Origin of the sequence: Nocardia sp. NPDC051463, from assembly GCF_040681975.1 — a bacterium.
Lineage (GTDB): Bacteria > Actinomycetota > Actinomycetes > Mycobacteriales > Mycobacteriaceae > Nocardia.
Window position 1 is genome coordinate 201,821 of record NZ_JBFBAB010000006.1, and the last position, 22,214, is coordinate 224,034.

22 protein-coding genes and 1 tRNA gene are annotated in these 22,214 nt (G+C 66.5%); 8 read left to right on the top strand and 15 right to left on the bottom strand.

The genetic code is table 11. From position 1 onward, the window contains the following. Positions 1 to 9: 9 nt before the first annotated feature. Positions 10 to 999: a hypothetical protein gene (locus tag AB0M74_RS11920; RefSeq protein WP_364905182.1), complete on the bottom strand. Its 990-nt coding sequence runs from the start codon at positions 997 to 999 to the stop codon at positions 10 to 12. A gap of 135 nt (positions 1,000 to 1,134) precedes the next feature. Between AB0M74_RS11920 and AB0M74_RS11925 the strand changes: the two genes are divergently transcribed. Beyond that, positions 1,135 to 1,887 (top strand): lysophospholipid acyltransferase family protein, encoded by a 753-nt coding sequence (locus tag AB0M74_RS11925; protein WP_364905184.1) that lies wholly within the window; start codon positions 1,135 to 1,137, stop codon positions 1,885 to 1,887. Between the two features lie 60 nt (positions 1,888 to 1,947). Here AB0M74_RS11925 and AB0M74_RS11930 read toward each other — a convergent pair whose 3' ends face one another. Further along, positions 1,948 to 2,823: a helix-turn-helix domain-containing protein gene (locus AB0M74_RS11930; protein WP_364905187.1), complete on the bottom strand. Its 876-nt coding sequence runs from the start codon at positions 2,821 to 2,823 to the stop codon at positions 1,948 to 1,950. A gap of 85 nt (positions 2,824 to 2,908) precedes the next feature. Here AB0M74_RS11930 and AB0M74_RS11935 point away from each other — a divergent pair, with 85 nt between their 5' ends. Further along, on the top strand, positions 2,909 to 3,847 hold the full coding sequence (locus tag AB0M74_RS11935; protein WP_364905190.1) for an SDR family oxidoreductase: 939 nt from the start codon (positions 2,909 to 2,911) through the stop codon (positions 3,845 to 3,847). Positions 3,848 to 4,324: 477 nt separating this feature from the next. Further along, positions 4,325 to 4,396: transfer RNA gene (locus tag AB0M74_RS11940), tRNA-Gly, on the top strand. A 436-nt stretch (positions 4,397 to 4,832) separates the two neighbouring features. Here AB0M74_RS11940 and AB0M74_RS11945 read toward each other — a convergent pair. From AB0M74_RS11945 to AB0M74_RS11970, 6 genes are all read right to left on the bottom strand, one after another. Next, the gene (locus AB0M74_RS11945; protein WP_364905193.1) at positions 4,833 to 7,160 is read right to left on the bottom strand and encodes a heavy metal translocating P-type ATPase; all 2,328 of its coding nucleotides are present in this window, start codon (positions 7,158 to 7,160) and stop codon (positions 4,833 to 4,835) included. A gap of 82 nt (positions 7,161 to 7,242) precedes the next feature. Then, the gene (locus tag AB0M74_RS11950; RefSeq protein ID WP_364905195.1) at positions 7,243 to 7,563 is read right to left on the bottom strand and encodes a heavy metal-associated domain-containing protein; all 321 of its coding nucleotides are present in this window, start codon (positions 7,561 to 7,563) and stop codon (positions 7,243 to 7,245) included. Positions 7,564 to 7,592: 29 nt separating this feature from the next. Next, a complete protein-coding gene (locus tag AB0M74_RS11955; RefSeq protein ID WP_364905198.1) occupies positions 7,593 to 8,549 on the bottom strand; it encodes a hypothetical protein in 957 nt (318 codons plus the stop codon). 28 nt (positions 8,550 to 8,577) lie between these two features. Next, positions 8,578 to 8,799, bottom strand: coding sequence for a heavy metal-associated domain-containing protein (locus tag AB0M74_RS11960; RefSeq protein WP_364905201.1), 222 nt, complete (start codon positions 8,797 to 8,799; stop codon positions 8,578 to 8,580). Positions 8,800 to 8,871: 72 nt separating this feature from the next. After that, positions 8,872 to 10,290, bottom strand: a complete 1,419-nt coding sequence (locus AB0M74_RS11965; protein WP_364905203.1) for an MFS transporter — start codon at positions 10,288 to 10,290, stop codon at positions 8,872 to 8,874. A gap of 526 nt (positions 10,291 to 10,816) precedes the next feature. Then, positions 10,817 to 11,578 carry a carboxymuconolactone decarboxylase family protein gene (locus AB0M74_RS11970; protein ID WP_364905206.1) on the bottom strand — a complete coding sequence of 254 codons (762 nt, stop codon included), beginning with the start codon at positions 11,576 to 11,578 and terminating at the stop codon, positions 10,817 to 10,819. 118 nt (positions 11,579 to 11,696) lie between these two features. Between AB0M74_RS11970 and AB0M74_RS11975 the strand changes: the two genes are divergently transcribed. Then, positions 11,697 to 12,254, top strand: coding sequence for a TetR/AcrR family transcriptional regulator (locus tag AB0M74_RS11975; RefSeq protein ID WP_364905209.1), 558 nt, complete (start codon positions 11,697 to 11,699; stop codon positions 12,252 to 12,254). A gap of 59 nt (positions 12,255 to 12,313) precedes the next feature. On the opposite strand, the gene AB0M74_RS11980 is transcribed toward AB0M74_RS11975, so the two are convergent. Continuing rightward, entirely contained in the window at positions 12,314 to 13,030 is a 717-nt protein-coding gene (locus tag AB0M74_RS11980) for a GNAT family N-acetyltransferase (protein ID WP_364905211.1), read from the bottom strand. A gap of 346 nt (positions 13,031 to 13,376) precedes the next feature. On the opposite strand from AB0M74_RS11980, the gene AB0M74_RS11985 reads away from it, so the two are divergent. Further along, positions 13,377 to 14,036 (top strand): HAD family hydrolase, encoded by a 660-nt coding sequence (locus AB0M74_RS11985; RefSeq protein WP_364905214.1) that lies wholly within the window; start codon positions 13,377 to 13,379, stop codon positions 14,034 to 14,036. Here AB0M74_RS11985 and AB0M74_RS11990 read toward each other — a convergent pair. After that, the gene (locus AB0M74_RS11990) at positions 14,028 to 14,852 is read right to left on the bottom strand and encodes a hypothetical protein (protein WP_364905217.1); all 825 of its coding nucleotides are present in this window, start codon (positions 14,850 to 14,852) and stop codon (positions 14,028 to 14,030) included. The two genes, AB0M74_RS11985 and AB0M74_RS11990, sit on opposite strands and share 9 nt — an antisense overlap. 217 nt (positions 14,853 to 15,069) lie before the next feature. Here AB0M74_RS11990 and AB0M74_RS11995 point away from each other — a divergent pair, with 217 nt between their 5' ends. Next, complete coding sequence (locus AB0M74_RS11995) at positions 15,070 to 15,285, top strand: FAD-dependent oxidoreductase (protein ID WP_364905219.1); 216 nt, start codon at positions 15,070 to 15,072, stop codon at positions 15,283 to 15,285. Here AB0M74_RS11995 and AB0M74_RS12000 read toward each other — a convergent pair. Next, complete coding sequence (locus AB0M74_RS12000; RefSeq protein WP_364905222.1) at positions 15,271 to 15,978, bottom strand: sterol desaturase family protein; 708 nt, start codon at positions 15,976 to 15,978, stop codon at positions 15,271 to 15,273. The two genes, AB0M74_RS11995 and AB0M74_RS12000, sit on opposite strands and share 15 nt — an antisense overlap. Before the next feature lie 24 nt (positions 15,979 to 16,002). Then, the gene (locus AB0M74_RS12005) at positions 16,003 to 16,725 is read right to left on the bottom strand and encodes a FadR/GntR family transcriptional regulator (RefSeq protein ID WP_364905225.1); all 723 of its coding nucleotides are present in this window, start codon (positions 16,723 to 16,725) and stop codon (positions 16,003 to 16,005) included. 166 nt (positions 16,726 to 16,891) lie between these two features. Between AB0M74_RS12005 and AB0M74_RS12010 the strand changes: the two genes are divergently transcribed. Further along, complete coding sequence (locus AB0M74_RS12010; protein ID WP_364905227.1) at positions 16,892 to 17,236, top strand: YrdB family protein; 345 nt, start codon at positions 16,892 to 16,894, stop codon at positions 17,234 to 17,236. A gap of 158 nt (positions 17,237 to 17,394) precedes the next feature. Here AB0M74_RS12010 and AB0M74_RS12015 read toward each other — a convergent pair whose 3' ends face one another. Then, positions 17,395 to 18,408 carry a WYL domain-containing protein gene (locus AB0M74_RS12015; RefSeq protein ID WP_364905230.1) on the bottom strand — a complete coding sequence of 338 codons (1,014 nt, stop codon included), beginning with the start codon at positions 18,406 to 18,408 and terminating at the stop codon, positions 17,395 to 17,397. Between the two features lie 94 nt (positions 18,409 to 18,502). Between AB0M74_RS12015 and AB0M74_RS12020 the strand changes: the two genes are divergently transcribed. After that, positions 18,503 to 19,741 carry an FAD-dependent monooxygenase gene (locus tag AB0M74_RS12020; RefSeq protein ID WP_364905233.1) on the top strand — a complete coding sequence of 413 codons (1,239 nt, stop codon included), beginning with the start codon at positions 18,503 to 18,505 and terminating at the stop codon, positions 19,739 to 19,741. A 136-nt stretch (positions 19,742 to 19,877) separates the two neighbouring features. Here AB0M74_RS12020 and AB0M74_RS12025 read toward each other — a convergent pair whose 3' ends face one another. Both AB0M74_RS12025 and AB0M74_RS12030 read right to left on the bottom strand, forming a co-directional pair. Next, positions 19,878 to 20,540, bottom strand: coding sequence for a hypothetical protein (locus AB0M74_RS12025; RefSeq protein WP_364905236.1), 663 nt, complete (start codon positions 20,538 to 20,540; stop codon positions 19,878 to 19,880). Continuing rightward, positions 20,537 to 22,204, bottom strand: a complete 1,668-nt coding sequence (locus AB0M74_RS12030) for an ABC transporter family substrate-binding protein (protein ID WP_364905239.1) — start codon at positions 22,202 to 22,204, stop codon at positions 20,537 to 20,539. Before AB0M74_RS12030 ends, AB0M74_RS12025 begins: the two co-directional genes overlap by 4 nt. Positions 22,205 to 22,214 lie beyond the last annotated feature (10 nt).

Below are 22,214 nucleotides of genomic sequence, written 5' to 3' on the forward strand. Positions count from 1 at the left end.
GAGTAATGGCTACGGTGAAACGTCCCCGATGCAGTAGCCCTTGGAGCCCTCGTGGCCATCGGTCAGGGTGAAAGTCCGCGTCTGGGTGACCCCGGCGGCGTTGGTGACCGGCACCTGTACCGCGATGTAGTCCGCGCGCAGTCGCTCCGATTGTATTTCCTGGTCGGCGAACTTCGTGGCGCCGGTCAGCTTGCCTGTGTTGTTCGCCAGCGGCGCGGCGATCGGCTTGCCGGTGCCGGTGGGGTCCCAGGTCGCCGGGCTCGCCTTGCACACCAGCGGGTAGGTGCCCTCCTTGTCGGCGGGGTCGAGCGGAACGCCGACGGATCGGGCCAGATACCGGCGCACGGTGTGCCGGGCGTCGGCGTCGTTCAGGCCGGAGTCCTCGCCCGTCGCAAACACGCGTGGGCAGGCATAGCCGGTGTCGGCGGCGGTGCGGTCGATGGTGACGGTGGTCGTCCTGGTCTTCCAGGTGACGGTGTCCTCGGTTGCGACGCCGGGCTGGGTGAGGGCGCTGAGGATGGCCTGCTTGCCCTCGTACATGTCGGCCACATTCCCCGGGGCCATGGTCCAACACTTGGCCTGCAGCGCGGTGATCGTTTCGGTTTGCAGGTCGGCGGCCCAGCGCTGTACCGCGGGTGCGGCGGCAGGGAGGCCGGGCACGGCTGCGACCTGCGGGGCGTTCGCGGGAATCGGCGGGAGGACCGAGGTGCTCGGTGTGGTCGGGGCGAGGGTCGAGGGTGTGGTGGTGTGTGCTGTGGCGCGCGTGGGCTCCTCGTTGGGGATGCCGACGGCCGAGTCGCAGCCGGCGAGCAGGACCGCTGCGGCGACGACGAGTCCGCCGACCAGGCTCCCGCCGATACGTGGCGTTGTCCGCAGGTCGCCATGGCGCGGGGTGCGGCGCTGCTGGTGCGCTGCCGGGTGCTCGAATTGCCTTGTCCGGTGGCGATGACGCGGGTCTTTCCGGTCGCGTTCACGCGTTATCGGTCGGGCGCGGTCCACTTCGAAGGTCCTCTTTCGTAGGTCTTGCTGTCGGGGCCTGTCGTGCGAATTCCATGTCCGGTTCGGCGCTCGCGAGACAACGTGCGCGGCGGCGCTCTGCCGGATGGGACAGTCTGCGACTACGCTAGCGGAATTGTGGAACCCGTCTACCGGACGATCGTCGGCCTGGCCCGTACCGTCTTCTTCGTCGAAGGTCTGAAATTCACCGTCAAGGGTGAGGAGAATATCCCTGCCCGGGGTGGTGCTGTGATCGCGGTCAACCACACCGGATACATGGACTTCACCTACGCCGGGCTTCCGGTGCGCACACCCAAGCGCTATATCCGCTTCATGGCCAAAAAAGAGGTGTTCGACAACAGCATCTCCGGGCCGATCATGCGGGCGCTCAAGCACATTCCCGTGGACCGATCGGCGGGTGCCGACTCCTACCAGGCCGCGGTCGAGTACCTGCGCAAGGGTGAGCTGGTCGGTGTGTATCCCGAGGCGACCATCAGCCGCAGCTTCGAGATCAAGGATTTCAAGTCCGGCGCCGCGCGCATGGCGATCGAGTCCGATGTCCCGATCATCCCGATCGTCATCTGGGGTGCGCAGCGCGTATGGACCAAGGGTTTCCCGAAGCGCCTCGGCCGCACCAACACTCCGATCTCCATCGCGGTCGGCGCGCCGATCCAGCCCTACGAACCCGCTGCGGACCTCACCGCCCAGTTGCGTTCCACCATGCAGGAAATGCTGCTCGATCTGCAGCGCGACTACCCGCACGAGCCGGGCGCCTACTGGGTTCCCGCCCGACTCGGGGGCAGCGCGCCGACCCTCGAGGAAGCTGACGCCATGGATGCCGCAGAAGCCGAGGAGAAGGCGGCCCGTCGGGCGGCGAAGGATTCTCGGTAGGGGAGCGACGACGCTATCTCGTACTGCCGAGGGGGAGCGTCGGGCGTCCACTGAACTTGCTCAGGCTGGTCTGGTCACGCCCGAAATCTCACGGCACGGCGCCGGTGGGGGAAGGTTCCCCCGGAAGAACATGGTCGGCGGTACACCCATCAGAGCTTTGAAGTCCGCCGACATATGGGATTGGTCGTAGTAGCCGTTTTCGGCCGCGACCTGGGCCAATGAATTCAGTGGAATCTCGACCTTCGACTGGTCGTAGTAGCCGGTGGTGGCGGCCGGTCGGGCTGCGTGGGCGAGGATGTGGCGGACTCGGCCGATGCGGGCGTAGTGCTTGGGGGAGACGCCGACACCGGTGGTGAAGAGGTTGCGGAGTTGGCGTTCGCTCACGGCCAGGTCGGCGGCCAGTGCGTGGACCGGGGTCGGTGCGGCGGACATCGCGGCGACAGCGGTGCGCAGCAGGGTTCGGTGGGCGCGCTGGGTCGGGTCATCGGAGATGCGTCGGGGAAGGACCTCGGCCAGGAAGGGCAGTACCTCCTCGGGTGCGAGGCGCGTCAGCTCGTCGGCCAGATCGGCTGCGACACCGGGAAAGTCGGCGAGCCGGAACACCCGGTTCGCAAGCTCGGTGGCCGGTACGCCCAGCAGCTGACGAGTGGCTCCCGGTTCGAGGCGAAGGCGCACGCATCCGGCCGGCTTCTCGGCCTTGGCATAGGTTGCCTTGGTTTGCGGGCCGACGACCATCGCCTCACGGTGCCCTGCCGCCTCGGCACGCAGCACAATGGTCGTCGCGCCCTCCGGAACATGCGTGAAGGGCAGTGACACGTCGGCGACGGTCGGGATGTGTCCGAGCTCGGTGATCCACGGCCGCAAGGATTCGGGCGCTGCCACCGTGGTCTCGATGAGCTCGTCGGTCAGCGTGTGCGCCGGATACGTGGTGGTCACTCGATCAACTGTAGGCAGTGCGAGGCCGTCCAGGTGTGCCGAAATTTCCTATAGTCCGCCAGGCGGCGACGGCAGGCTGGCCACCATGATTCTCATTACCGGTGCCACCGGAACCATCGGCAGCGAAATCGTTCGTCAACTCGCCGCGCGCGGCGAACAGGTCCGTGCCGTGACGCGAGACCCGCACCGGGCGCAGCTGCCCGCCGAAGTCGAGGTGGTGCGCGGCGACTACACCGACACCGCATCGATGGTCGCGGCCATGTCGGGCGCGGACGCCGTCTTCATCGTCGGTGTGCTCGGACCCGACGACGCCGAAGCCGACCAGGCATTGGTCGCCACCGCCAAGGCGTCCGGCGTCCGCCGAATCGTGAAACTGTCGGCCATCGGCACCGGCGACCCCGAACTCGGACGAGTCGGCACCTGGCACCTGCCCGGTGAGAACGCCGCGCGTGAAAGCGGCCTCGAATGGACGATCCTGCGCCCGAGTTCCTTTGCCTCGAACACCCTGAGCTGGACCGATGCCATCCGATCCGGACAGCCCGTGCCTAACCTGACCGGTTCGGGCACCCAGGGCGTCATCGACCCGCGCGACGTGGCCGCGGTGGCCGTCGAGGCCCTGCTCGTGCCCGACCACTCGGGCCGCGTCTACACCCTCACCGGCCCGGAACTGCTCACCGGCCCGGACCAGGCTGCCGTGTTGGCCGCCGTCCTCGGCCACCCGGTGGAGTCCATCGACATTGCCGAAGACACCGCCCGCGAACACATGCTTGCCGCAGGCATGTCGGTGGAATTCGCCGATGGCGCCCTTGCCGGTCAGGCTTACGTCCGCGCGGGTGGCAATGCGGTCCTCACCGACGACGTCCACCGGGTCCTCGGCCGCGCCCCCCGCACGTACGCCGAATGGGCCACTGACCACGCGACCGCATTCGGCGCGGTGGCGACCCCGGTTGCTCAGGGATCTCAGTCGTCGCCTGCACCGCTGACCGTGGTCGAGTCCGCTTGGCCGAACCGCGGTCAGCGGTGAGCCGAACTCGGTGGGCAGTGGTCTTCGCCAGGACAGGTGGCAACGCCGCTCGCACCCTACGCTGCCCAAGCGCGCCCGACGCGTCCACTCAGCGCGGCGTTGTGGCAGCCGGAATCCGGTCGTAGTCCAGCGTGGAGTCTCCTCGACTCCGGCCATCCCGTGAAGTCGCGCCGCGATTGGTACCAGAGTCGTGCCCGCCGCACGGCGGTCGGCGCGTCACGCAGTTGCACGCCCGCGTGCACCGTCTTGTAGTCGATGCCCTGCTCGGGTCATCGAGGGCGCGACCACCGTCGTAGATGACTCGAATAGTGTTGCCGTGCACGTGAATACAGATCAAACAGTGCACATCTGACGGCTCATCCGACACGTGCGTACCGACGATGCGCCGTCCCGGATTTCCGAAATCCGGGCAGCACCTACTACAGTTCAACGTCGCAGAACATGCGCGGCCGAAATCGGGTCGCGCAGGCCATGCACGCGGATGTAGCGCAGTGGTAGCGCATCACCTTGCCAAGGTGAGGGTCGCGGGTTCAAATCCCGTCATCCGCTCTTACGGGCCCGGTCCTTCCGGGTCGCTATGCCAGGGTTCACGCACGTCCCGCAGCCTTGGCGCGCTTGGCACCAGGTCCGGCATCGCATCAGCCCCCGCGGTGATCGCGGTGGCAATCGCCGCGCTCTACTCGTTCGCGAGGTGCACTGGGGCAACCGTCATCCGTCTACTGGTGCGCTTCGCCGCCGACGACACCACCGTCGGCGACACCGTTCAGCGCGGAGTCCCGATCCACCTGGCGGCCGACGAGTCTTCCCATCGGGTTTCCTCGTGCACGGCCTTCCACGGCAGAACGGTGACAATCGAAGACGTCGTCGCTGATCACCGGTGCGGCGTGCTCGAGCCTGCGTCGAGGCGGTAATGGCGCAGCGGTTGCCGGACCGATGGGCGGGGCGACCCTTGTCAGCTGCCGCCCCGCCCGATCCTGCCGAGCGACTACCGCGCGGTCGAGCGGAAGCTGCGCAACCGCAGGCTGTTGCTCACCACGAAGACCGAGGAGAACGCCATCGCCGCGCCTGCGAGCATCGGGTTCAGCAGCCCTGCCATAGCCAGCGGGATCGCCGCGATGTTGTAGGCGAAGGCCCAGAACAGGTTGCCCTTGATGGTGCCCAAGGTTTTGCGGGACAAGCGGATGGCATCGACCGCGGCGCGCAGATCGCCACGCACCAGCGTCAGATCGCTTGCCTCGATGGCGACGTCGGTGCCGGTGCCCATGGCCAGCCCGAGATCGGCCTGTGCCAGTGCCGCGGCATCGTTGACACCGTCGCCGACCATGGCGACGACCTTGCCCTCGGCTTGCAGCCGTGCGACGGTGTCCACCTTGTCCTTCGGCAATACCTGCGCGATCACCTCATCGATGCCGACCTGATCGGCGATCGCGCGGGCCGCGGCGGCATTGTCGCCGGTCAGCATGATCGGGGTGAGCCCGAGGGCCTTCAACTGCGAGATCGCCTCGGCGGAAGTGGGTTTCACCGCATCGGCGACAACCAGCACGCCACGTGCCTTGCCGTCCCAGCTCACTGCGACCGCGGTCTTGCCCTGCGATTCGGCTTCGTGCATGGCCCGCTCGAGGTCGGCGTCCAACTGCTGTGACCAGTCGGCGAGCAGCCGGGCGCGTCCGACGATCACCGCGTGGCCGTCGACAACGCCCTGCACACCGAGGCCCTCGATATTCGCGAAGCCCTCGACCGGCTGCAGTTCGCCGACTTTGTCGCGCGCGCCCTTGGCGATGGCCTGTGCGATGGGGTGTTCGGACGAATCCTCCAGCGCTCCAGCCAGTGCCAGGATCTCATCGGCGTCCTCACCGACCGCGGCAACGACATCCAGCAGCGCCATCTTGCCGGTGGTAACGGTGCCTGTCTTGTCCAGCACCACGGTGTCCACCCGCCGGGTCGATTCGAGTACCTCGGGACCTTTGATCAGGATGCCCAGTTGCGCGCCTCGGCCCGTGCCGACCATCAACGCGGTCGGCGTGGCCAACCCGAGGGCGCACGGGCAGGCGATGATCAGCACCGCGACCGCGGCGGTAAAGGCCGCCGCGATGGAACCGCCAGTGCCGAGCCAGAATCCGAGCGTCGCGACCGACAGTGCAATCACAATGGGCACGAAGATCCCAGAGATTTTGTCCGCCAGCCGTTGGGCCTGCGCCTTGCCGGTTTGCGCGTCCTCGACCAGCTTCGCCATCTGGGCCAGCTGGGTATCGGCGCCGACTCGATTGGCGCGCACTACGATCCGCCCGCCGACATTCACCGTCGCGCCGACCACCGCATCATCGGGCCCGACCTCGACCGGCGCCGATTCACCGGTGAGCATCGAGGCGTCGACCGCGGAGGAACCCTCCACCACCACGCCATCGGTGGCGATCTTCTCACCCGGCCGCACGACGAAATGATCGCCGACGACCAACTGGTCGACGGGGATGCGCTGCTCGACCCCGCTGTATCCATCGCCGTGCTCCCGCGGCGCTGTGTGGTCACGCACGCTGCCTCGTGCGGGCCCGTCGCTCGCACGGCGCAGCACCGAAACCTCCTTGGCGCCGAGTTCCAGCAATGCGCGCAGTGCCGCGCCTGCCCGCCGCTTGGACCGGGCCTCGAAGAAGCGTCCGGCCAGGATGAAGGTGGTGACGCCGGCCGCGGCCTCCAAGTAGATGCTGCCGCTGCCGTCCATTCGCGAGATGGTGAACTCGAAAGGATGCGTCATGCCCGGCATCCCGGCGGTTCCCCAGAACAGCGCGTACAGCGACCAGCCCAGCGCGGCCATGGTTCCCATCGACACCAGAGTGTCCATGGTTGCCGTCCCATGACGGAGATTGGTCCAGGCCGCCTTGTGGAAGGGCAGTGCACCCCAGACGACGACCGGTGCCGCCAGCGTCAGTGACAGCCACTGCCAATTGGTGAACTGCAGTGCGGGCACCATTGCCATGGCGATCACCGGCACGGTCAGCACCAGCGATACCAGCAGACGGGTGCGTAGTGACCTGGTCGGATCCGGTTCGGCCGCAGTGGTTTCCGTCGGCGCATCGGTCCTCGGCGCGGGCAGTGCGGCGGTGTAGCCTGCCTGCTCGACCGTGGCGATCAACTCCGCAGACGAGACAGTGCCACTGAAGTCGACTCGAGCCTTCTCGGTCGCGTAGTTCACCGTCGCGGTGACCCCGTCGAGTTTGTTCAGCTTCTTCTCGATGCGATTGGCGCAGGACGCGCACGTCATGCCACCGATCACCAATTCGACCTGGCCGGTGGCGGATGGTTGTGTCGCGGTGGTCATCGTGTGCTCCTGTTCTGTGCGGCACGGTATTCGAAGGGGCAGCTGCGCGGCGATGGCGCCCAGCCGTTGGGCCGAGGCGAGGTCAGCGGGATCGGCAGCAGCCGCTCACGGATTCGGCGATCCGTACCGAGGTCGGTGCGATCGGAATTGTGGTGGTGCGAGCGGATACGACGGTCGACCCCGCGAGTTCGGCGCGGTAGCCGGCCTGCTCGACTGCGGCGACCAGGTCGGCCGGGGAAAGCCCGGCCGGGTGGTCGACGCGGGCGGTCTCGGTCGCGAGGTCAATTGTTGCGGTAACGCCATCGAACTCGTTCAACGCTCTTTCGACGCGGTTGACGCAGGAGCCGCAGGTCATGCCGCTGATCGTCAATTCGACCCGTGTTGTCTGTGCGGTAGTGGACATCAGATGCTCCGTTCTGCTGTGCGAGGTGATCAGTGCCCGTGACCGGGCGAGGCCGGTTCGGGGGTCGTGCTGTGTCCGGAATGTGCGGCGGGGTTCGTGGTACTTGCCTGGGCTGTGTTCACAGTGAATTCGGCTGTGTGGACGACACCTTCGTGCTGGAAGTCGAGGAACAGCCGGAAGTCGCCTGCGCTGGGTGCGGTGACGGCGAAGGTGATGCCGGGACCTGCCGGGGTGGTGCCGTCGCCGGGATGGCCTTCGGGGTGGACGTGCAGGTAGCCGAGGTCGGCGGCCCGCAGCGCGACGAGGTGACCGTAGGCGCCCAGGTAGGGCTGCAGGTCGGTGACCGGCTTGCCGTCTCGGCTCACGGAGAGGGTGACCGTGGCGGCTTGTCCTGGCGTCACCGCGCCGGTCAGCGTGACCGTGTAATCGCCGACCGTGCTGGTGGCCGCCGCAGCGGGCAGTGGTTGTGCGTCATAAGTGCCCGCCACCCGCAGGTCCGCGCCGAGGGTGAGATTGTCGCCGCCCTCCGCGGTGAAATCGGCGAATACCCGGTAGTCACCGGCGCGAGTGAGATCCAGTGGGACGCTCCATGTTCCGGCCTGGTCGAGAGTGGGGTGCACGTGCTGGAAGCCGACCATGTCGCGGCGAACCACGATCAGATGCAGGTCCTTGTCGTGACTGCGCACGTAGCGGGTCACCGGTGTGCCTGCCGGATTCAGGATGCGGAATCGGAGAGGAACATTCGCTGCCGCGGTGGTCTGTGTGGTGTCCAGCCGCAGGGTGTAGCCGTTTTGCGTGGCCATGAGTCCGGCAGGGTATTCGTCGTGGCTCGGCCCGCCAGAAGTGGTGCCCCCGCCCGCGTGGGTACTCGAATCGTGCGCGGCAGGTTCGGTGTCCGGTCCGATCGCGGCGCCGATGGCCAGAGCGATCCCGAAGACCGCCGCGAGACCCAGGGCGAAGCCGGCGAACTTGCTGGTTGCGTTCATCGGGATGCTCCGTTCGGAAAATGTCGAGTTAGTTGGCGGTGACCTGATATCCGGCCTTGTCGACGGCCGCGGCGATCGCGCCGGGCTCGACCGGGGCCGCGCTGTCGACGGTGACCCTGCCGGTGGCGAGATCGACGTCGACAGCGGTGACGCCGGCGATCTTGCCGACCTCCTTGCTGACCGAGTTGGCGCAGCAGCCACAGGTCATTCCGGTCACGGTGACAGTGGCGGTGGTAGCTGCGGTGCTCATGAGGTCTCCTTCTGGCGCGGGCGGCGGCTGCCGCCTTATTTGATAGTTACCATACCCCCCTAGGGTATTTAGTCAAACGGTTTCGGGCGCGGATTCCGGCTCGGGGGTGCGCATGGTCACCGCCGCGAGGCCTGCCCCGGCAATCGCGATGACGCTCGCGCCGAGGAATGCCGCCGAGAAACCACTGGTCAACTCGGGTAGGTCGCCGACCTTGTCGGCCCCGAACGCCGTGGCGACCGCCGTCATCGCGGCCAGTCCGACAGCCGAACCGACCTGGTAGCTCACATTGACGATGCCGGAGGCCAGGCCACCCTCTTCGGGGCGTGCCGCGGAGATAGCCGTACCCAGTGAGGGTATGAAGGCGAGCGACATGCCGCCTGCGGCCACCAGTGAGGCGGGCAACACGTCGATCCAGAAGTTGCCGGTCGGCCGCACCAGCGACATGATCCCCAGTCCGATGCCGAGCGTCAGCAGCCCGGTGACGATCATCGGCTTCGCGCCGAAACGCTGCATCGCCCGCGGCGCGATCACCACCATGCCGAGCATGATCAGCGTCGTCATCGGCAGCAGCGCCGCGCCCGACGGGAACGCGCTGTAGCCGAGCACCTGCTGCAGATAGAGATTGAGGAAGAACCACATCGGTACCCAGGCCGCGCCGAGCAAGAGCTGGGCGATATTGGCGGCGGCGAGGTTCGGTGCGCGGAAGATGCTCAGCCGCATCAGCGGCTCGCTGCGGCGAGATTGCAGGTAGACGAATCCGGCGAGCAATGCGGCCGCGGCGGCGAGGACCGCCCAGGTCTGTCCGGACGCCCAGCCGACCTCGGGTGCGCGGACGATGCCGTAGACGGCGGCGGCGAGTCCTGCGGTGACGGTGGCGGACCCGAGCAGGTCGACCGATCCGGAGCGGGCGGGTGCGCTCGGCATCAGCGCGGGAACGGCGATCAGCGCGAGCACGGCGATCGGGATATTGATGTAGAAAACCCAAGGCCAGCTGATGTATTCGGTGATCACACCGCCGAGGAACACTCCTGCCGTGCCGCCGGCGGGTGCGGCGGCGCCGTAGACGGCGAGTGCCTTCGTCAGTTCCTGTGGCGAGGAACCGAACAGCATCATCAGCAGTGTCAGCGCCGACGGTGCGATGAGGGCGGCGCCGCCACCCTGGATAGCGCGACCGGCGAGCTCGACGCCGACGGTGCCCGCCGCGCCCGCGATGGCGGATCCGGCCAGTAGCACCACCCAGCCCGCGGCGAATACCCGACGCGCGCCGAGTAGGTCGGACAGTCGGCCGCCGAGTAGCAGCAGTCCGCCGAAGGCGACCACATAGGCGTTGAACACCCAGGTCGGGTTCTCCTGGGAGAAGCCGAGTTCCGCCTGCATCTTCGGCAATGCGATGCCGATGATCGAGGTGTCCATGATGACCATGAATTGCGCCGCGGCGATCACCGCCAATGCCAACCACTTTCGTGTGGTCGGTCGTACTTGCGTAGTCATGTCGAATCCGTCCTTTCCGAACAGCTGAACGATGATCGATACCCTACCCCCCTATGGTATAAATCTGTCAAGATCGATACGCCTGCATTCGCTCGGAAGCGTGTTGTGGAAGCTGTGATCGAGAGGTGAACGGTGCGGCGGCATGTAAAGGACGTCGGGGAGGGTGCGGCGCTATCGGAGCGTGGATCTCGACGGTGTTGTGGAACCGCATGCGAACACTCGAGTGCCCCGGGCGGACCTATGTCCTAGGTGGGTTTGTGCGCGGAACGCGCTCTCGTCCAGCTGAATCCGACGTTGCGAGTAGGACTGCATCGGGCTGGCCTGCGAGTCCGGAGGTGTCGTGAGTCCGGAGGTGTCGTGAGCCCGGAAATGCCGCGAACCCGGAAATGCCGCGAGCCCGGTCCTGACGATTGATGATCGTCAGGACCGGGCTCTGCGGTGATCGGCCGATCGGCGGCGCGAATTCGGTCGCTCGTCGCGCACCGAGGCCGGAATCGAGTTGGCCGGGATGTGAATCGAGGGGCGTTCAGGACTCGGGGTGGTAGCTGACAACGGCGACCGCCGGTGCCGACACGACCTGCACCTCGGCGGTTTCGGAGACTTTGACGTGCAGGAAGCCGCCTTCGATCAACACCTGAACGTTATCGATCGTACGGACGGGCCGCCCCTCGACGTCGAGGATCGAGTAGCCCTCGACTAGGGCGACTGTGCGTGCGGAACGCCATTTCGTAGTCATTGCATTGCCTTTCGGGGTAATGGCCGGGACCGGAGGGAAGTCCAGCTCGGGCTGTGCGACGTGATTGAAGTAGTTGGACAGAATATTCAGTGAGACGTGGCCGACGACCTCGCTCAGCTCGGCATCGCTCACCCCGCTGTGTCGGGCCGACGCGATCAGGCCGTCGTCGACGCGGCCCCGGGAGTGCAGTACTTCTTTGGCGAAGTGCAGCACCGCATCCGCGTGCGGGTCGTCGGCGTCGGCCGCGCGGGTGGCCGCGATCGCCTCATCGGTGAACCCCATCCGCCCGGCCCGCATGGTGTGCGCGGCCACGCAGTAGTCGCACCCGTTTTCGCTGGCCACCAGTAGCGCAAGCTGCTCGCGGACGCGGGCGGAGAGCTTTCCGCGCGTCAGCGCGTCGCGCAGGGTGAGGTAGCCACGCAGCGTCGCCGGGCTGTTCGCCATGGCGGCATAAAGATTCGGGACCCGGCCCAGCTGTCGTTGAACTTCGGTCAGCAGATCAGCCTGTTCCGCGTCGGCGGTTTCGGTGGAGACGAGAGGTAGCCGCGACATGTGCACTCCATGCTCGAACGTAATGGTACCGATCGGTGCCGAATCAAAACGGTACTGATTGGTGCCGAAATAGTCAAGCGGAATGGTACTGATCGGTGCCGTCCTGTAGGGTGGCGGCATGGCAACACAGGCCAAGCAGCGTTTGCTCGCCACCGCGGAGGAACTGTTCTACGCGGAGGGCATCCGCGCCGTCGGCGTCGACCGCTTGCTCCAGGAGTCCGGCGTAGGCCGCGCCTCCTTCTATCGCCACTTCACCAGCAAGGACGACTTGGTCGTCGCGGTGCTCGAGGGCCGGGACCGCCGCTGGCTGGACTGGTTACGGGAATCGGTCGAATCACAAGCGCCCGATCCCGTCGACCGACCGCTGGCCGTATTCGATGCCCTCTCGGAACGCTTCGCCCGCAAGGACTTCCGTGGTTGCGCCTTCATCAACACTATGGTCGAGGTAGCCGACCCCGCCGCCGCCGCGCACCAAGCGGCGGACCGCCACAAACGCCGCGTCATCGACTACCTCACCGAACTGCTCACTGCGGCAGGCCGATCCGACGCCGAAGAACTCGCCGCCGAGTTCGCGCTGCTCGTCGACGGCGCGATCGTCACCTCGGTGCGCGAGGCAAGCCCCGCCGCCGCGGATCGCGCGCGCACCATCGCCCGCAGACTGCTCGCCTCGGGCTGATTGATCGCGCGGCGCCCCTGCCGTTGCCTGATGCCGACGACCGCCGTTGGCCAAGCGCGCTATGCCTGTGGATCGGCAATAAGAACGTGGAATTGCGGCGCGCCCTGCCAGACGGGCTGGAGAGTGCCGACGCGGCGTGCGCCCCAATGTCTATAGATCGCGTAGGCATTCTGGTTGGCCGGGTTGACCAGCCACGTCATCCGTTGTTCGGTGCGGTCGGCGAGTAGTCCACGGTACAGAACACCGGCGATACCGTATCCAGTGCGCTTCTTATCGACCATGAGTTCACTGAGCGCATAGGTTTTGGTTCCGTCCTCGACGGTGAACTCCTCTGTGGCTGGCTGCCCCGCGTCCAGTACGAGCCCGGTCCACCATGTGGTGTCGGCGCCCAGCGGCCAGCCGAACGCTTGACCGACAGCTTCCCCGTCGATGATGGCGAGCACCATCGAGAAGCCTGACATGCCCGAGTAAACCTCGAATCGCTCCATGAACGCTTCGGTGGATTCGAATGGGTTTCCGGTGGCGATGGCGTCAACATAGCTGCGTGCCTGCACGTCTGCGATCGTGTGGCGGACGGCACGTGCTCGACTGCCGGAAAGGGACTGTAGGACAACCGTTTCCGCCATATGATCCTCACCTGGTCGTGTGGGCTGCGAACCGATCGTATCGTTGCTGGAAGTCGTCGTGGCGGGGTTTGATTGCGGCAGCGCGCACGGGTTCCAGAACACGCAGCGTCCGGCCGGACGACACTCCTGCGCCCAGGTTGTCGAGAACATCCGCGGCCACAGTGATGGCGTCGTCGATGTTGCCGAGTTAGGTCACCAGGTCACAGTCCGACGCCGAGCCAGCGGCCGAATGAAGCGGCGCAGCCATGTCCGGCGGGAGATGCAATGCCGATCTGTCTTCCTCGGGTCGCCCGCGTCCGGTATGACCGCCCGCACGCGCCAGGTTGGCGGCCACGTGGTCCCGCCCGCGTGCTGGTGCGCGCCGAACGCCTGTGGGTTGAGCCGCGCTCACCCGCAGCCCGCCGGGCATGTGCCGCACGCACGGTTGCTCCTGCGTTGGCGGGGTGTAAGCGTCACCCGAGGAGCCTGCGTGCGGCCATCGGCTACCGTGTGCCCCATGATCGGGGCAGTTGTATTCGATGTCGGGGAAACACTCGTTGATGAGACACGCGAGTACGGAACGTGGGCAGATTGGCTTGGGGTGCCACGCCATACCTTTGTCTCGGTATTCGGTGCGGTTATCGCCAACGGCCAGGACTACCGCGAAACGTTCCAAGTCTTCCGGCCTGGATTCAATTTGGCCGAGGAACGGAAGGCTCGAGCAGAAGCTGGTCAACCAGAAACGTACTCCGAGGAGGACCTGTATTCCGACGTCCGGCCAGCCCTGTCGAAACTTCGTGAGATGGGGGTGTGGGTCGGGATCGTCGGCAACCAGACCGTCAGATCGGGCCAGATCCTGCGTGGTCTCGAGCTGCCTACCGACTTCATTGCCACATCGGATGATTGGGGCGTCGAGAAGCCTTCAACTGCGTTTTTCTCCAAGATCGTTGAAGTGGCACCCTGCGGCGCCGACGAGATCGTCTATGTGGGCGACCGGATCGACAATGATGTGACACCCGCGAAGGTCGTCGGCATGCGGACCGCCTACATTCAGCGCGGCCCGTGGGGCTGGATCCATCGCGACAAGCCAGAGGTCGCGGAGCTGTCCGATTGGAAGATCCGCGACCTCAGCGAACTGCCGGAAATCGTTGCCGCCGAGAATAACGCGTCAGCCTGACAGTGACCTGATCATGGTGTGCCAGTTGTAGAGCTGATCGTCTAGGGCCCTCATCTGAGGAAGCGAATCCCACTCACGCAAGGACTGGCGCACATCCTTCACGCGTTCCATCGCTGTGGCGTACCAGTGGTCCCCGAGCACTTTTAGCGCCTCTTCCAGGTAGGAGCATGCCTGCTCGGGATCTCGCTCCAGCACGGCAGCGGCGGCGAGATCTGCAAGGAACACCGCGCGCTGCTTGATGGCTTCCACCGGCAGATCCGCGAGTGCCTGCTCCAAGGTCGCGCGAGCTTCCGCACCCTTACCGGCAGCAAGCAACGTGTTGCCTTTGAAGCCTGCGAGCCTTGTGGCCGAGAACCAATCCAGCCAAGGAGGACTGGGGTTCTCGTCGGCGTCGTATTGGCTGTACACCTCTTCGGCGTGCTGGATTAGCTGTAGCGCGCGACGCGTGTCGCCGAAGCGAGTTTCTACTTCGGCTTCGACCGCGTCGAGCCACGCAACCATCTCCGAACTGACATTCCCGCGGCCCGCGAACACGCGCGCGCCGTGGAGCTTGTCGCGTGCCTCCTCGCGGCGCTCCGGATCGCCCGAGAACGCAGGCGCGAACGCCATATGCGCCAACACCGCAGCACCCAGCAAATCGTCGTCGGCTTCAGGCGCGACGGAGATGTCACCGGAATCGATGATTGCCACGCCGACCCCGGACCGCTCAGTGCCGAGGTGGCAGTCCATGCCATGAGCATCCACCACTCCTGCCTCGAACAATGCCGGCCGCGAACACGAGCCGATCTCGCCCTCGATGCGGAGTACACCGCGCAAGTCTTCCCGCCGAGTTCATCCAGCCCCGGTGACACGTATTTCGCCGCCCTGGTCCGCGAGGCTATCCGCCTCGCAGAGAAGGCTTCCCGCGTCGCACAGCCAGTCGAGCGCGGGTAAGGGGGGCCCGGCCGGGCCGTGTACCGGCCGGGCATCCACCCGACACGAAAGGCGGCCCAACCCTCACGGCGGGTTCACGGGATTGGGCCGTTTCTATCTGATGGAGGAACCCGCGAAGATCACCGTCGAATGTGTGGTCGCAGGTGGCGGAATCGCAGGGCTGATGACCGCCGCTCGCCTCGCCGCAGCCGGAATACAGGTGGTGCTACTCGAGGCGCGGGCCACTCGGATCCGGCGCAACAACCAGCTACCACGGCACGATCCACTCCGGCGCTCTACGCGCGAGGTCGATCAGCGGTGTTCAAGCCGAATGTAGGTGCCGGGCAGTGGGGGAGGCGGTGACTTCGGCGGGGTCCGGATGGGTGCCGAACAGGCGATCGGCGGTGCCGGAGGTGGTGACGGTGAACCAGAAGTGCTCGTTCTTGTAGTGGTGGTGGCGATGGTTGCGCCAGACCGCGCGGTAGAGAGAGCCTTTCGGCTTGTAGTCGGTGTGGATCAGGTAGTGGGTCCACTCGTAGCCGACGCCGAGCAGGGTGATGGTGAGCAGGAAGGTCAGGCCGAGGCCAAGGCGTGGGAATGCCAGGGCGGCGAGCGCGATCAGGACGACGACCAGTACCGACAGTGTCTTGGTCGGTATGAAGATCAACGGGATATCGCGCGGATCGACATGGTGCTCACGGTGTTTGCGGGCCAGTTCGCTGTCGATGGCGACCGGACCGAGCTTGCGTGGCCGCCAGTGCAGCACGGTGACGTGCACGATCCATTCGAAGATCGGGAACACCGCGAGCATCACGGCGGGCACCAGTGCGTCGGTCAACTGCCAGTCGCCCAGAATGATTCGGCCGGTGAGGGCCGCGAGCAGGGTGATGCCGATGAGCCACGGCGAAGGGTGCCGGACGAACTCGCGGAACGCCTCGCCGAGGGTGAGCCCGCGCCGCAGCGCCCGCTCGTCTCGCGCAACGCGGGCCCGAGCGCTCGAATCCTGTTCGGGGGAATGGGGTTTCGTCATGGTTCTTCCTAGGGTGACGCGTGATCAGTGCCCGCCGAGGGCATCGATCAGGATGGTGGTCGCCGGCTCGAGCAATGCCCGGGCGATCTCGGCGGCCTGTTGCGGCCGGCCCGCCACGATGGCGGCGGCCAGTTCGCGGTACGCCTCGACATTGCCCACCTCGGCGGACATGATCGGAGCCAGCGCGGTGAGCGCGGGTTCGTAGGCGGCGCTGAGCATGTTGAACATCAGCCGGAACACGATGGAATCGGCCGCGTCGATGACGTGATCCCAGAACTCCATCGCATGCCGCTGCCGAGCCACCGGATCCTGTGCTGCGGCAAGTGCTTCCACTGTGCGGTCGAGCGCGGCGCCGACGGTGGCGGAGTCGTTCTTGCCCAGCCGCATAGCCGCCAACTCGGCAACCTTCGGTCCGTTGTGCAGCCGGGCCTCGAGAATGCTGCGCGCAACCCCCGGATCCAACTCCCCGCCCTGCACCAGCAGTCGAGGCAAAACCTCCAGCCCGGCCCCCCGGCGATAGTCCAGGACAGTCGTCGCATCCCCCTGTCGCACCGCCACCAAACCGGCCGCCGCCAGTCGCTGCAACGCCTCCCGAACCGCGGGCCGAGAAACCCCCAACGCCTCCGCCAACTGCCGCTCGCTGGGCAATGTCGCCCCCGGCGCCAACTCCCCACTCAACACATCCGCCGCGATCTGCTCGAACACATCGCCGGACACCGACCGCTTGACTACCGGTTGCAACGCCATATGCCTACTGTGCGCCACATCGGCCAGATGGTCAAGTGGTAAGACCAATTCGGACGCAACTCGACGTCCATTGCCACTGTCTGACGCCAACTTGACGAAGGCGACCCAGTCCAGCACACTGCTCTCATAAGAGAGCGATGCTCTCAGTTATTTGAGGAGAACGGACATGCTCGAAGTCTGGAAGTGGGCCAACCTCACGCTGGCATTCGTGATGGAGTTGGCCGCGCTCGCGGCGCTGGCACTGTGGGGCTGGAAGACCGGCAATGTGATTGCGGTCAAGCTCGTCTTGGCGGTGGGCGCGCCTGTCCTGGCGGCGCTGGCGTGGGGCCTGTTCGCGTCGCCGAATGCGACCTTCGACCACTCGCTGCTCGCAGTCGTCACGAAGGTCTTGGTGTTCGGCGGCGCTGCGGTCGGATTGTGGGCCGTGAGCTACCGGGCGGCCGCGGTCGTCTTCGTCACAGTCCTCGTCGCCAACCTGCTGGCGATCAGGCTCGGGCACTTGACCGTGTGAGCACGCGAGGTGGTGTGCGGAGTCCAGGAGCTCTGATGGGAATGGCAAGTCGAGACGCCGAAGTGAAACGTGCCCTGCGCGCACGAATGACCTGTGAGCGATGGCCTGCGGTTTCGTGATCGCTCCTGGGCTGACGCGGAACTCTCGTATCCGGTCACTTATGAGAGACCGAAGTTCTCTCCATCGTGGGCGATAGTGGCCCAGCGATGTATCAGGCGGCGACATGCGTGGACGAGCTCAGGTGGGTGGAGTTCGGTGAGTTCGGTGTCGAAGGTGGCGAGGATGCCGGCGATGCCGGCCCAGGACCAGGCGCCGAGAGTGAGTCGGCAGTGCTCGGTGTCGAGGTGTTCCACGACGGAGCCGCCTGGCGCCCAGCGGGCCACGATGTGAGCGGGCAGGTTGAGCCGGGCGGTGCCGGTGCATTGCCAGGCGGCGGGGCTGTCGCCGCGGTCGTGGGTGCTCATCACGAAATGAGCGAGGTCGTCGTCAGGGAGCGCGCGGGCGGAGAAGTGCTGCGTGGTGGGGCGGGGGTGCAGTCGATCGACGCGGTGCACTCGCCACTCGTGGTCGGTGAGGTCGTAGGCGACCAGATACCACCGGGCCGCCCAGACGACCAGATGGTGGGGTTCGATGCGATGTGCGGGCAGGAAGTCGGGGTCACTGGGTTCGGGGCGGGTGCCGTCGGGACGCAGTGTCTCGGTGACGAGCAGGTGGCGGTGGCGTACCGCGGTTCCGATGGCGGTGAGCGCGGCCGGGTCGATGGGAGGCGCGGGGAACTCCCAGTAGTTCTGCAGCCGGGTCAGGCGCAGGGATTCCATGGAAGCCCGCAGCGCAGGGGGCATGACCTGGTGCAGAGTGGCCAGTGCCCGCGCCGTGTCGTCCCCGAGGCCGAACATCGTCGCGGGCGCGGTCTGCAGGGCCACCGCGATCGCGAGGGCCTGGTCGTGGTCGAACAGCAGCGGCGGCAGAGTGTGCCCGGCGCCGAGCCGATAGCCGCCATCGGGGCCGTGGATCGTGGTGATCGGGTAGTCGAGCCGGCGCAGCGTTTCTATGTCGCGGCGGACGGTGCGTTCGCTGACTCCGAGCCGGGCGGCCAGCTCGCGCAGCGGCCACTGCCGTCCGGATCCGAGCAGCGACAGCAGCCGCAACGCCCGGTGTGAGGTGTTCGCCATCGTCCCATCATGACCGGTAGTGGCCACTCGGTGTCCACTACTGATGTCAGGGTTGGCTCTGTTCGACAAGCGATGGCAGAGAGGACGGTCGGGTATGCAGGTGGTCGTGGTCGGCGGCGGGATCGGCGGGCTTGCACTGGGCGCGGGGCTGCGTCGCCGGGGGTTCGAGGTTGCGGTATTCGACCGCGACACCGATGTGGCGGCGACGGGTGGTTACCACATCACCCTGGACGAGCGGGCGCAGTCGGCGCTGAAGAATCTGGTGGATCCGAAGATCATGCAGCGGTTGCTGGCATCGGGTTCCGCGCTGCGGCTGCGCGAGCGTGACGCGTTCTGGGACCGCCGTGGCCGGCTGCTCGGCCACGGGCCGGATCTGAGCGGCAGCGGCAGTGTCGACGTCGATCGGATCACCCTGCGGATGCTGCTGGCCGAAGCAGTGGGTGATGACCTGCACCTGGGATGCAACGTGTCCGGTGTCGGCCACGACGACCACGGCGCACCCCAGGTGCTGTTCCACGACCGGGCGCCGGTCTCGGCGGATCTGGTGGTGGGCGCGGACGGCGCTCACTCGGTAGTAGCCCGCCACCTGGCGGGAGGTCCGACCAACAGCCCCGCGGGCATCATCGGGTTCTCCGGCCGCACCCTCCTGCGAGACCTCAGCCCCGGTGAGCAGCAGCGGCTCAGGCCACGATCGGGGACAGCGATAGGCCCACGCGGGGCAGCGCTCTATGTCGGCTTCCTCGACCCGGTCGGCAACGCCGCGCTCGACGCTCCCGAGCTGCGGATGTCGGTCACCACCGGCCCCACCTACATCTGGGGCGCCATGTTCCCCGAATCCGCTGCCACCGATTCCCTACGTGACCTGCGGGGCGGCGAGTTGCAGGCGGCGCTGCTGAGCCGCTTCCGCGAGCGGCGCTGGACCGAGCGCACCCTCGAAGTCATCGCCCAGGCCGACCCACACAGTGTGGCCGGGTTCCGCTTCAACGCAGCCTCCACCCGCGCGGACGATCTCGCGCCCTGGCCATCGGGTCGCATCACCGCGTTGGGCGACGCTGTCCACGCGACACCACCCACCGCGGGAATGGGAGCGGGCGCGGCCATTCGCGACGCCGCCAGCCTGCTCGAGCACGTCAGCGACGTTGCCAACGGCACCGCCACCCTCACCGACGCAGTGCGCGATTTCGAAGCCGGCATGCGCCGGCGTGGCAGCGAAGTCCTCACCCTGGCCATGAAGACCGTCCGGTGGATCCTGGTCACCGACACCACACTCGGCGCCGCAGCCACCGCCGTGAGTACCCCGATTCTGGCCGCGGCCGCCCGGCTACGTCACTGACGAGCCGTGCAAACGACGGTGTCGCCTGGGCTCGAATACGCTGGCTGGTGGCCAGGTCAGAACAGAGCCCCGGTGGCAGCCCATGCCACGACATCCGGCGTTGATCTCAGCGATTGGTGGACTGTGTCCCGGCGAGTCAGCTGGGGTCGGAGCCTCGGATGGCGGAGAGCCAGATAGTGCAGACGGCGGCGACGGTGGTGGCGGCGAGGAAGGCGGTGAAGCCACCTTCGGCGATGTAGACCCACATCAGGGCGATGAACGGGGCCGCGACTGTTGATTGGGCGTCCAGCAGGAGGCGGCGGGTCGGGCGGGTGGAACTGGTGGCGAGCGCGGGGGCGTCGGGGTCGGGGCGAGAGGGGTTGTCGATGAGGCGGCCGGGGGGTTCGGTGTCACGGATGCGGCCGGAAGGGTACAGGCGCAGGGTGCCGGTGTGGATTGATCGGTCGGTGATCTCACCGGTGGTTTCGGTGAGGGCCGGTAGGGCAGAGTCGAAATAGACGGGGAGCCAACGGGGTCGACCGGTGTCGGTGATTTCGAGCCAGGTTCGGCTGAGGAGCCGGTGGTCTTGGCGGATACGTTTGATGCCGACGGTGCGGGTGGCGCTGGTCGATCCGTTGGACAGCAGGCCGAGAGCTCTGCTGAGCTGGTAGCTCGTGTAGCCGAGGATACCGAGTGCCACTGTCGCCAAGGCGGCGAGTTGGTCCGGGTCGGCGAACGGCGCCCAGGCGAGGCAGGTCGCGAGGGCGCCGATCGTCACGGTGACCGGGTAGGCCAGGGGGTGGCCCGATCCGGAACTCACTTCAGGAAGCCGACTTTGGTGTAGTCGGGGGAGGCGAGGCCGAAGGCTCCGTAGTTGGCCAGGTTCTCGCGGACCGCGTAGGTGCCCGAAGCCTGCTGGAGCGGGATCGAATAGCCCTCGGCGAAGATCATCTGATCGCACTGGTTGGCGAGCGCGATCGCCTTGTCGGGGTCGAGCTCGGAGATCGTCTTGTCGATGAGGTCGTTGAGTTCCGGTGAACCGATCCTGGCCTTGTTGCCCTGCAGATTTTCCGGGTTGTAGGCATAGATCTGGGGCAGCCCGGTGAGCGGGAGAATGCTACCGCCCCAACTGAATTGGGCGATATCGAAGTTGCCCGGATCGATCACGTCCTTGAAAAGGCCACTGCCGGGCACAGTCTGGATCGTCAGCTTCACGCCGACCGCGGCCAGATTCTGCTGCACGATCTGTGCGGTCTGCACCCACTGATCCTGCTGGTACATCACGTCGCGGATTTCCAGCTTCCGGCCGTCCTTTTCGCGGACGTCGCCGTTGAGCTTCCAGCCGAGCGCATCGAGCATCCGCGCGGCCTCGGCGGGATCGAACGCGATGGGACCGGCGTTGTCCTGGTAGCCATTCTGTCCCGCCATGAAGATGTGATTGTTCAGCGGCTTCGGGTCGGTGACGATGCCGTTCTGGGCCGCGGTCACCAGTCCCTGCCGATCGATCGCCTTCGAAATAGCAATGCGCAGTTGCGGATCCGAGAGCAGCGCGCCGGGCGCACCGTTGAAGGTCAGATGCGACCAGCTCGGCTCCGGTGTCCGGCGGATAACGACATTCTTCGAGTTCTTGGCCGCGGTCACCAGCTCGATGCCGGACATGTACCCGTAGTCGAGCTCGTTGTTCTGGATCGCGGGCAGCATGGCGCTGTGGTCGAGCACGCTGAGGGTGATGGTGTCGAGCTTGGGGGTGTCGCCCCACCAGGTCGGGTTGCGGTTCAGCGTGATCCGGTTCTGGGCGCGATCGATGGCGGTGATGACGAACGGTCCCGAACTGACCGACAGCGAGTTGAGGTCGAGATGGGTGAACGCATCGGGATTCGCGGTCACCGCCTTCGGATACAGCGGGCTGAACTGGCCTTGCCATTCGGCGTAGGGCTTGTCGAAGGTGACGATCGCCTGCCGATCGTCGACGCCACGTTCCACCTTCGCGACCCGTTCGAAACCGGCGGTCGAGGAAACCAGGAACGCATTGTCCTTACCGCTCAGCGCCGCCGCCTGAGAGCGCAGGTCCTCCCAGGTGATGGGGTTGCCGTCGGACCAAACGGCCTTCGGGTTGATTGTGTAGGTGACCTGCTGCGGGGCGGTGCTCGTCAGCTCGATGTCGGTGAAGTAGTTGTGGTCGACGGTGAGCCGGCCCGCGGCGTCGCTGACGAACGCGCCGGGCATCGTCGGAGCGATCACGATGGCGCCGTCATCGGTGCCGCCATCGACATGCAGGTAGTTGAAGTTCGACGGGAAGGCGCCGAGCGCCAACCGCAGATTGCCGCCGTCGCGCAGTTCGCTCCGGTCTTTCGGATTGATGTCGTTGGTATTGCCGATGGTGCTGGTGCCCGAGGCCACGTCGCTGCTGGAGCAGCCGGCCACGATCATCCCGAGCGCGACGACCGGGATGGCGCACCGGGTGCCGAGGGAACGAAGCCGCATCGCCGGTCCT

Excerpts from the sequence above, each read along its gene's own strand:
- AB0M74_RS11935 (WP_364905190.1), top strand. The coding sequence starts at position 2,909 with ATGATTCTCATTACCGGTGCCACCGGAACCATCGGCAGCGAAATCGTT.
- AB0M74_RS11945 (WP_364905193.1), bottom strand. The coding sequence starts at position 7,160 with ATGACCACCGCGACACAACCATCCGCCACCGGCCAGGTCGAATTGGTG.
- AB0M74_RS11950 (WP_364905195.1), bottom strand. The coding sequence starts at position 7,563 with ATGTCCACTACCGCACAGACAACACGGGTCGAATTGACGATCAGCGGC.
- AB0M74_RS11955 (WP_364905198.1), bottom strand. The coding sequence starts at position 8,549 with ATGAACGCAACCAGCAAGTTCGCCGGCTTCGCCCTGGGTCTCGCGGCG.
- AB0M74_RS11960 (WP_364905201.1), bottom strand. The coding sequence starts at position 8,799 with ATGAGCACCGCAGCTACCACCGCCACTGTCACCGTGACCGGAATGACC.
- AB0M74_RS11965 (WP_364905203.1), bottom strand. The coding sequence starts at position 10,290 with ATGACTACGCAAGTACGACCGACCACACGAAAGTGGTTGGCATTGGCG.
- AB0M74_RS11970 (WP_364905206.1), bottom strand. The coding sequence starts at position 11,578 with ATGTCGCGGCTACCTCTCGTCTCCACCGAAACCGCCGACGCGGAACAG.
- AB0M74_RS11975 (WP_364905209.1), top strand. The coding sequence starts at position 11,697 with ATGGCAACACAGGCCAAGCAGCGTTTGCTCGCCACCGCGGAGGAACTG.
- AB0M74_RS11980 (WP_364905211.1), bottom strand. The coding sequence starts at position 13,030 with ATGTTCTCGACAACCTGGGCGCAGGAGTGTCGTCCGGCCGGACGCTGC.
- AB0M74_RS11985 (WP_364905214.1), top strand. The coding sequence starts at position 13,377 with ATGATCGGGGCAGTTGTATTCGATGTCGGGGAAACACTCGTTGATGAG.
- AB0M74_RS11995 (WP_364905219.1), top strand. The coding sequence starts at position 15,070 with ATGGAGGAACCCGCGAAGATCACCGTCGAATGTGTGGTCGCAGGTGGC.
- AB0M74_RS12000 (WP_364905222.1), bottom strand. The coding sequence starts at position 15,978 with ATGACGAAACCCCATTCCCCCGAACAGGATTCGAGCGCTCGGGCCCGC.
- AB0M74_RS12005 (WP_364905225.1), bottom strand. The coding sequence starts at position 16,725 with ATGGCGTTGCAACCGGTAGTCAAGCGGTCGGTGTCCGGCGATGTGTTC.
- AB0M74_RS12010 (WP_364905227.1), top strand. The coding sequence starts at position 16,892 with ATGCTCGAAGTCTGGAAGTGGGCCAACCTCACGCTGGCATTCGTGATG.
- AB0M74_RS12015 (WP_364905230.1), bottom strand. The coding sequence starts at position 18,408 with ATGGCGAACACCTCACACCGGGCGTTGCGGCTGCTGTCGCTGCTCGGA.
- AB0M74_RS12020 (WP_364905233.1), top strand. The coding sequence starts at position 18,503 with ATGCAGGTGGTCGTGGTCGGCGGCGGGATCGGCGGGCTTGCACTGGGC.
- AB0M74_RS12030 (WP_364905239.1), bottom strand. The coding sequence starts at position 22,204 with ATGCGGCTTCGTTCCCTCGGCACCCGGTGCGCCATCCCGGTCGTCGCG.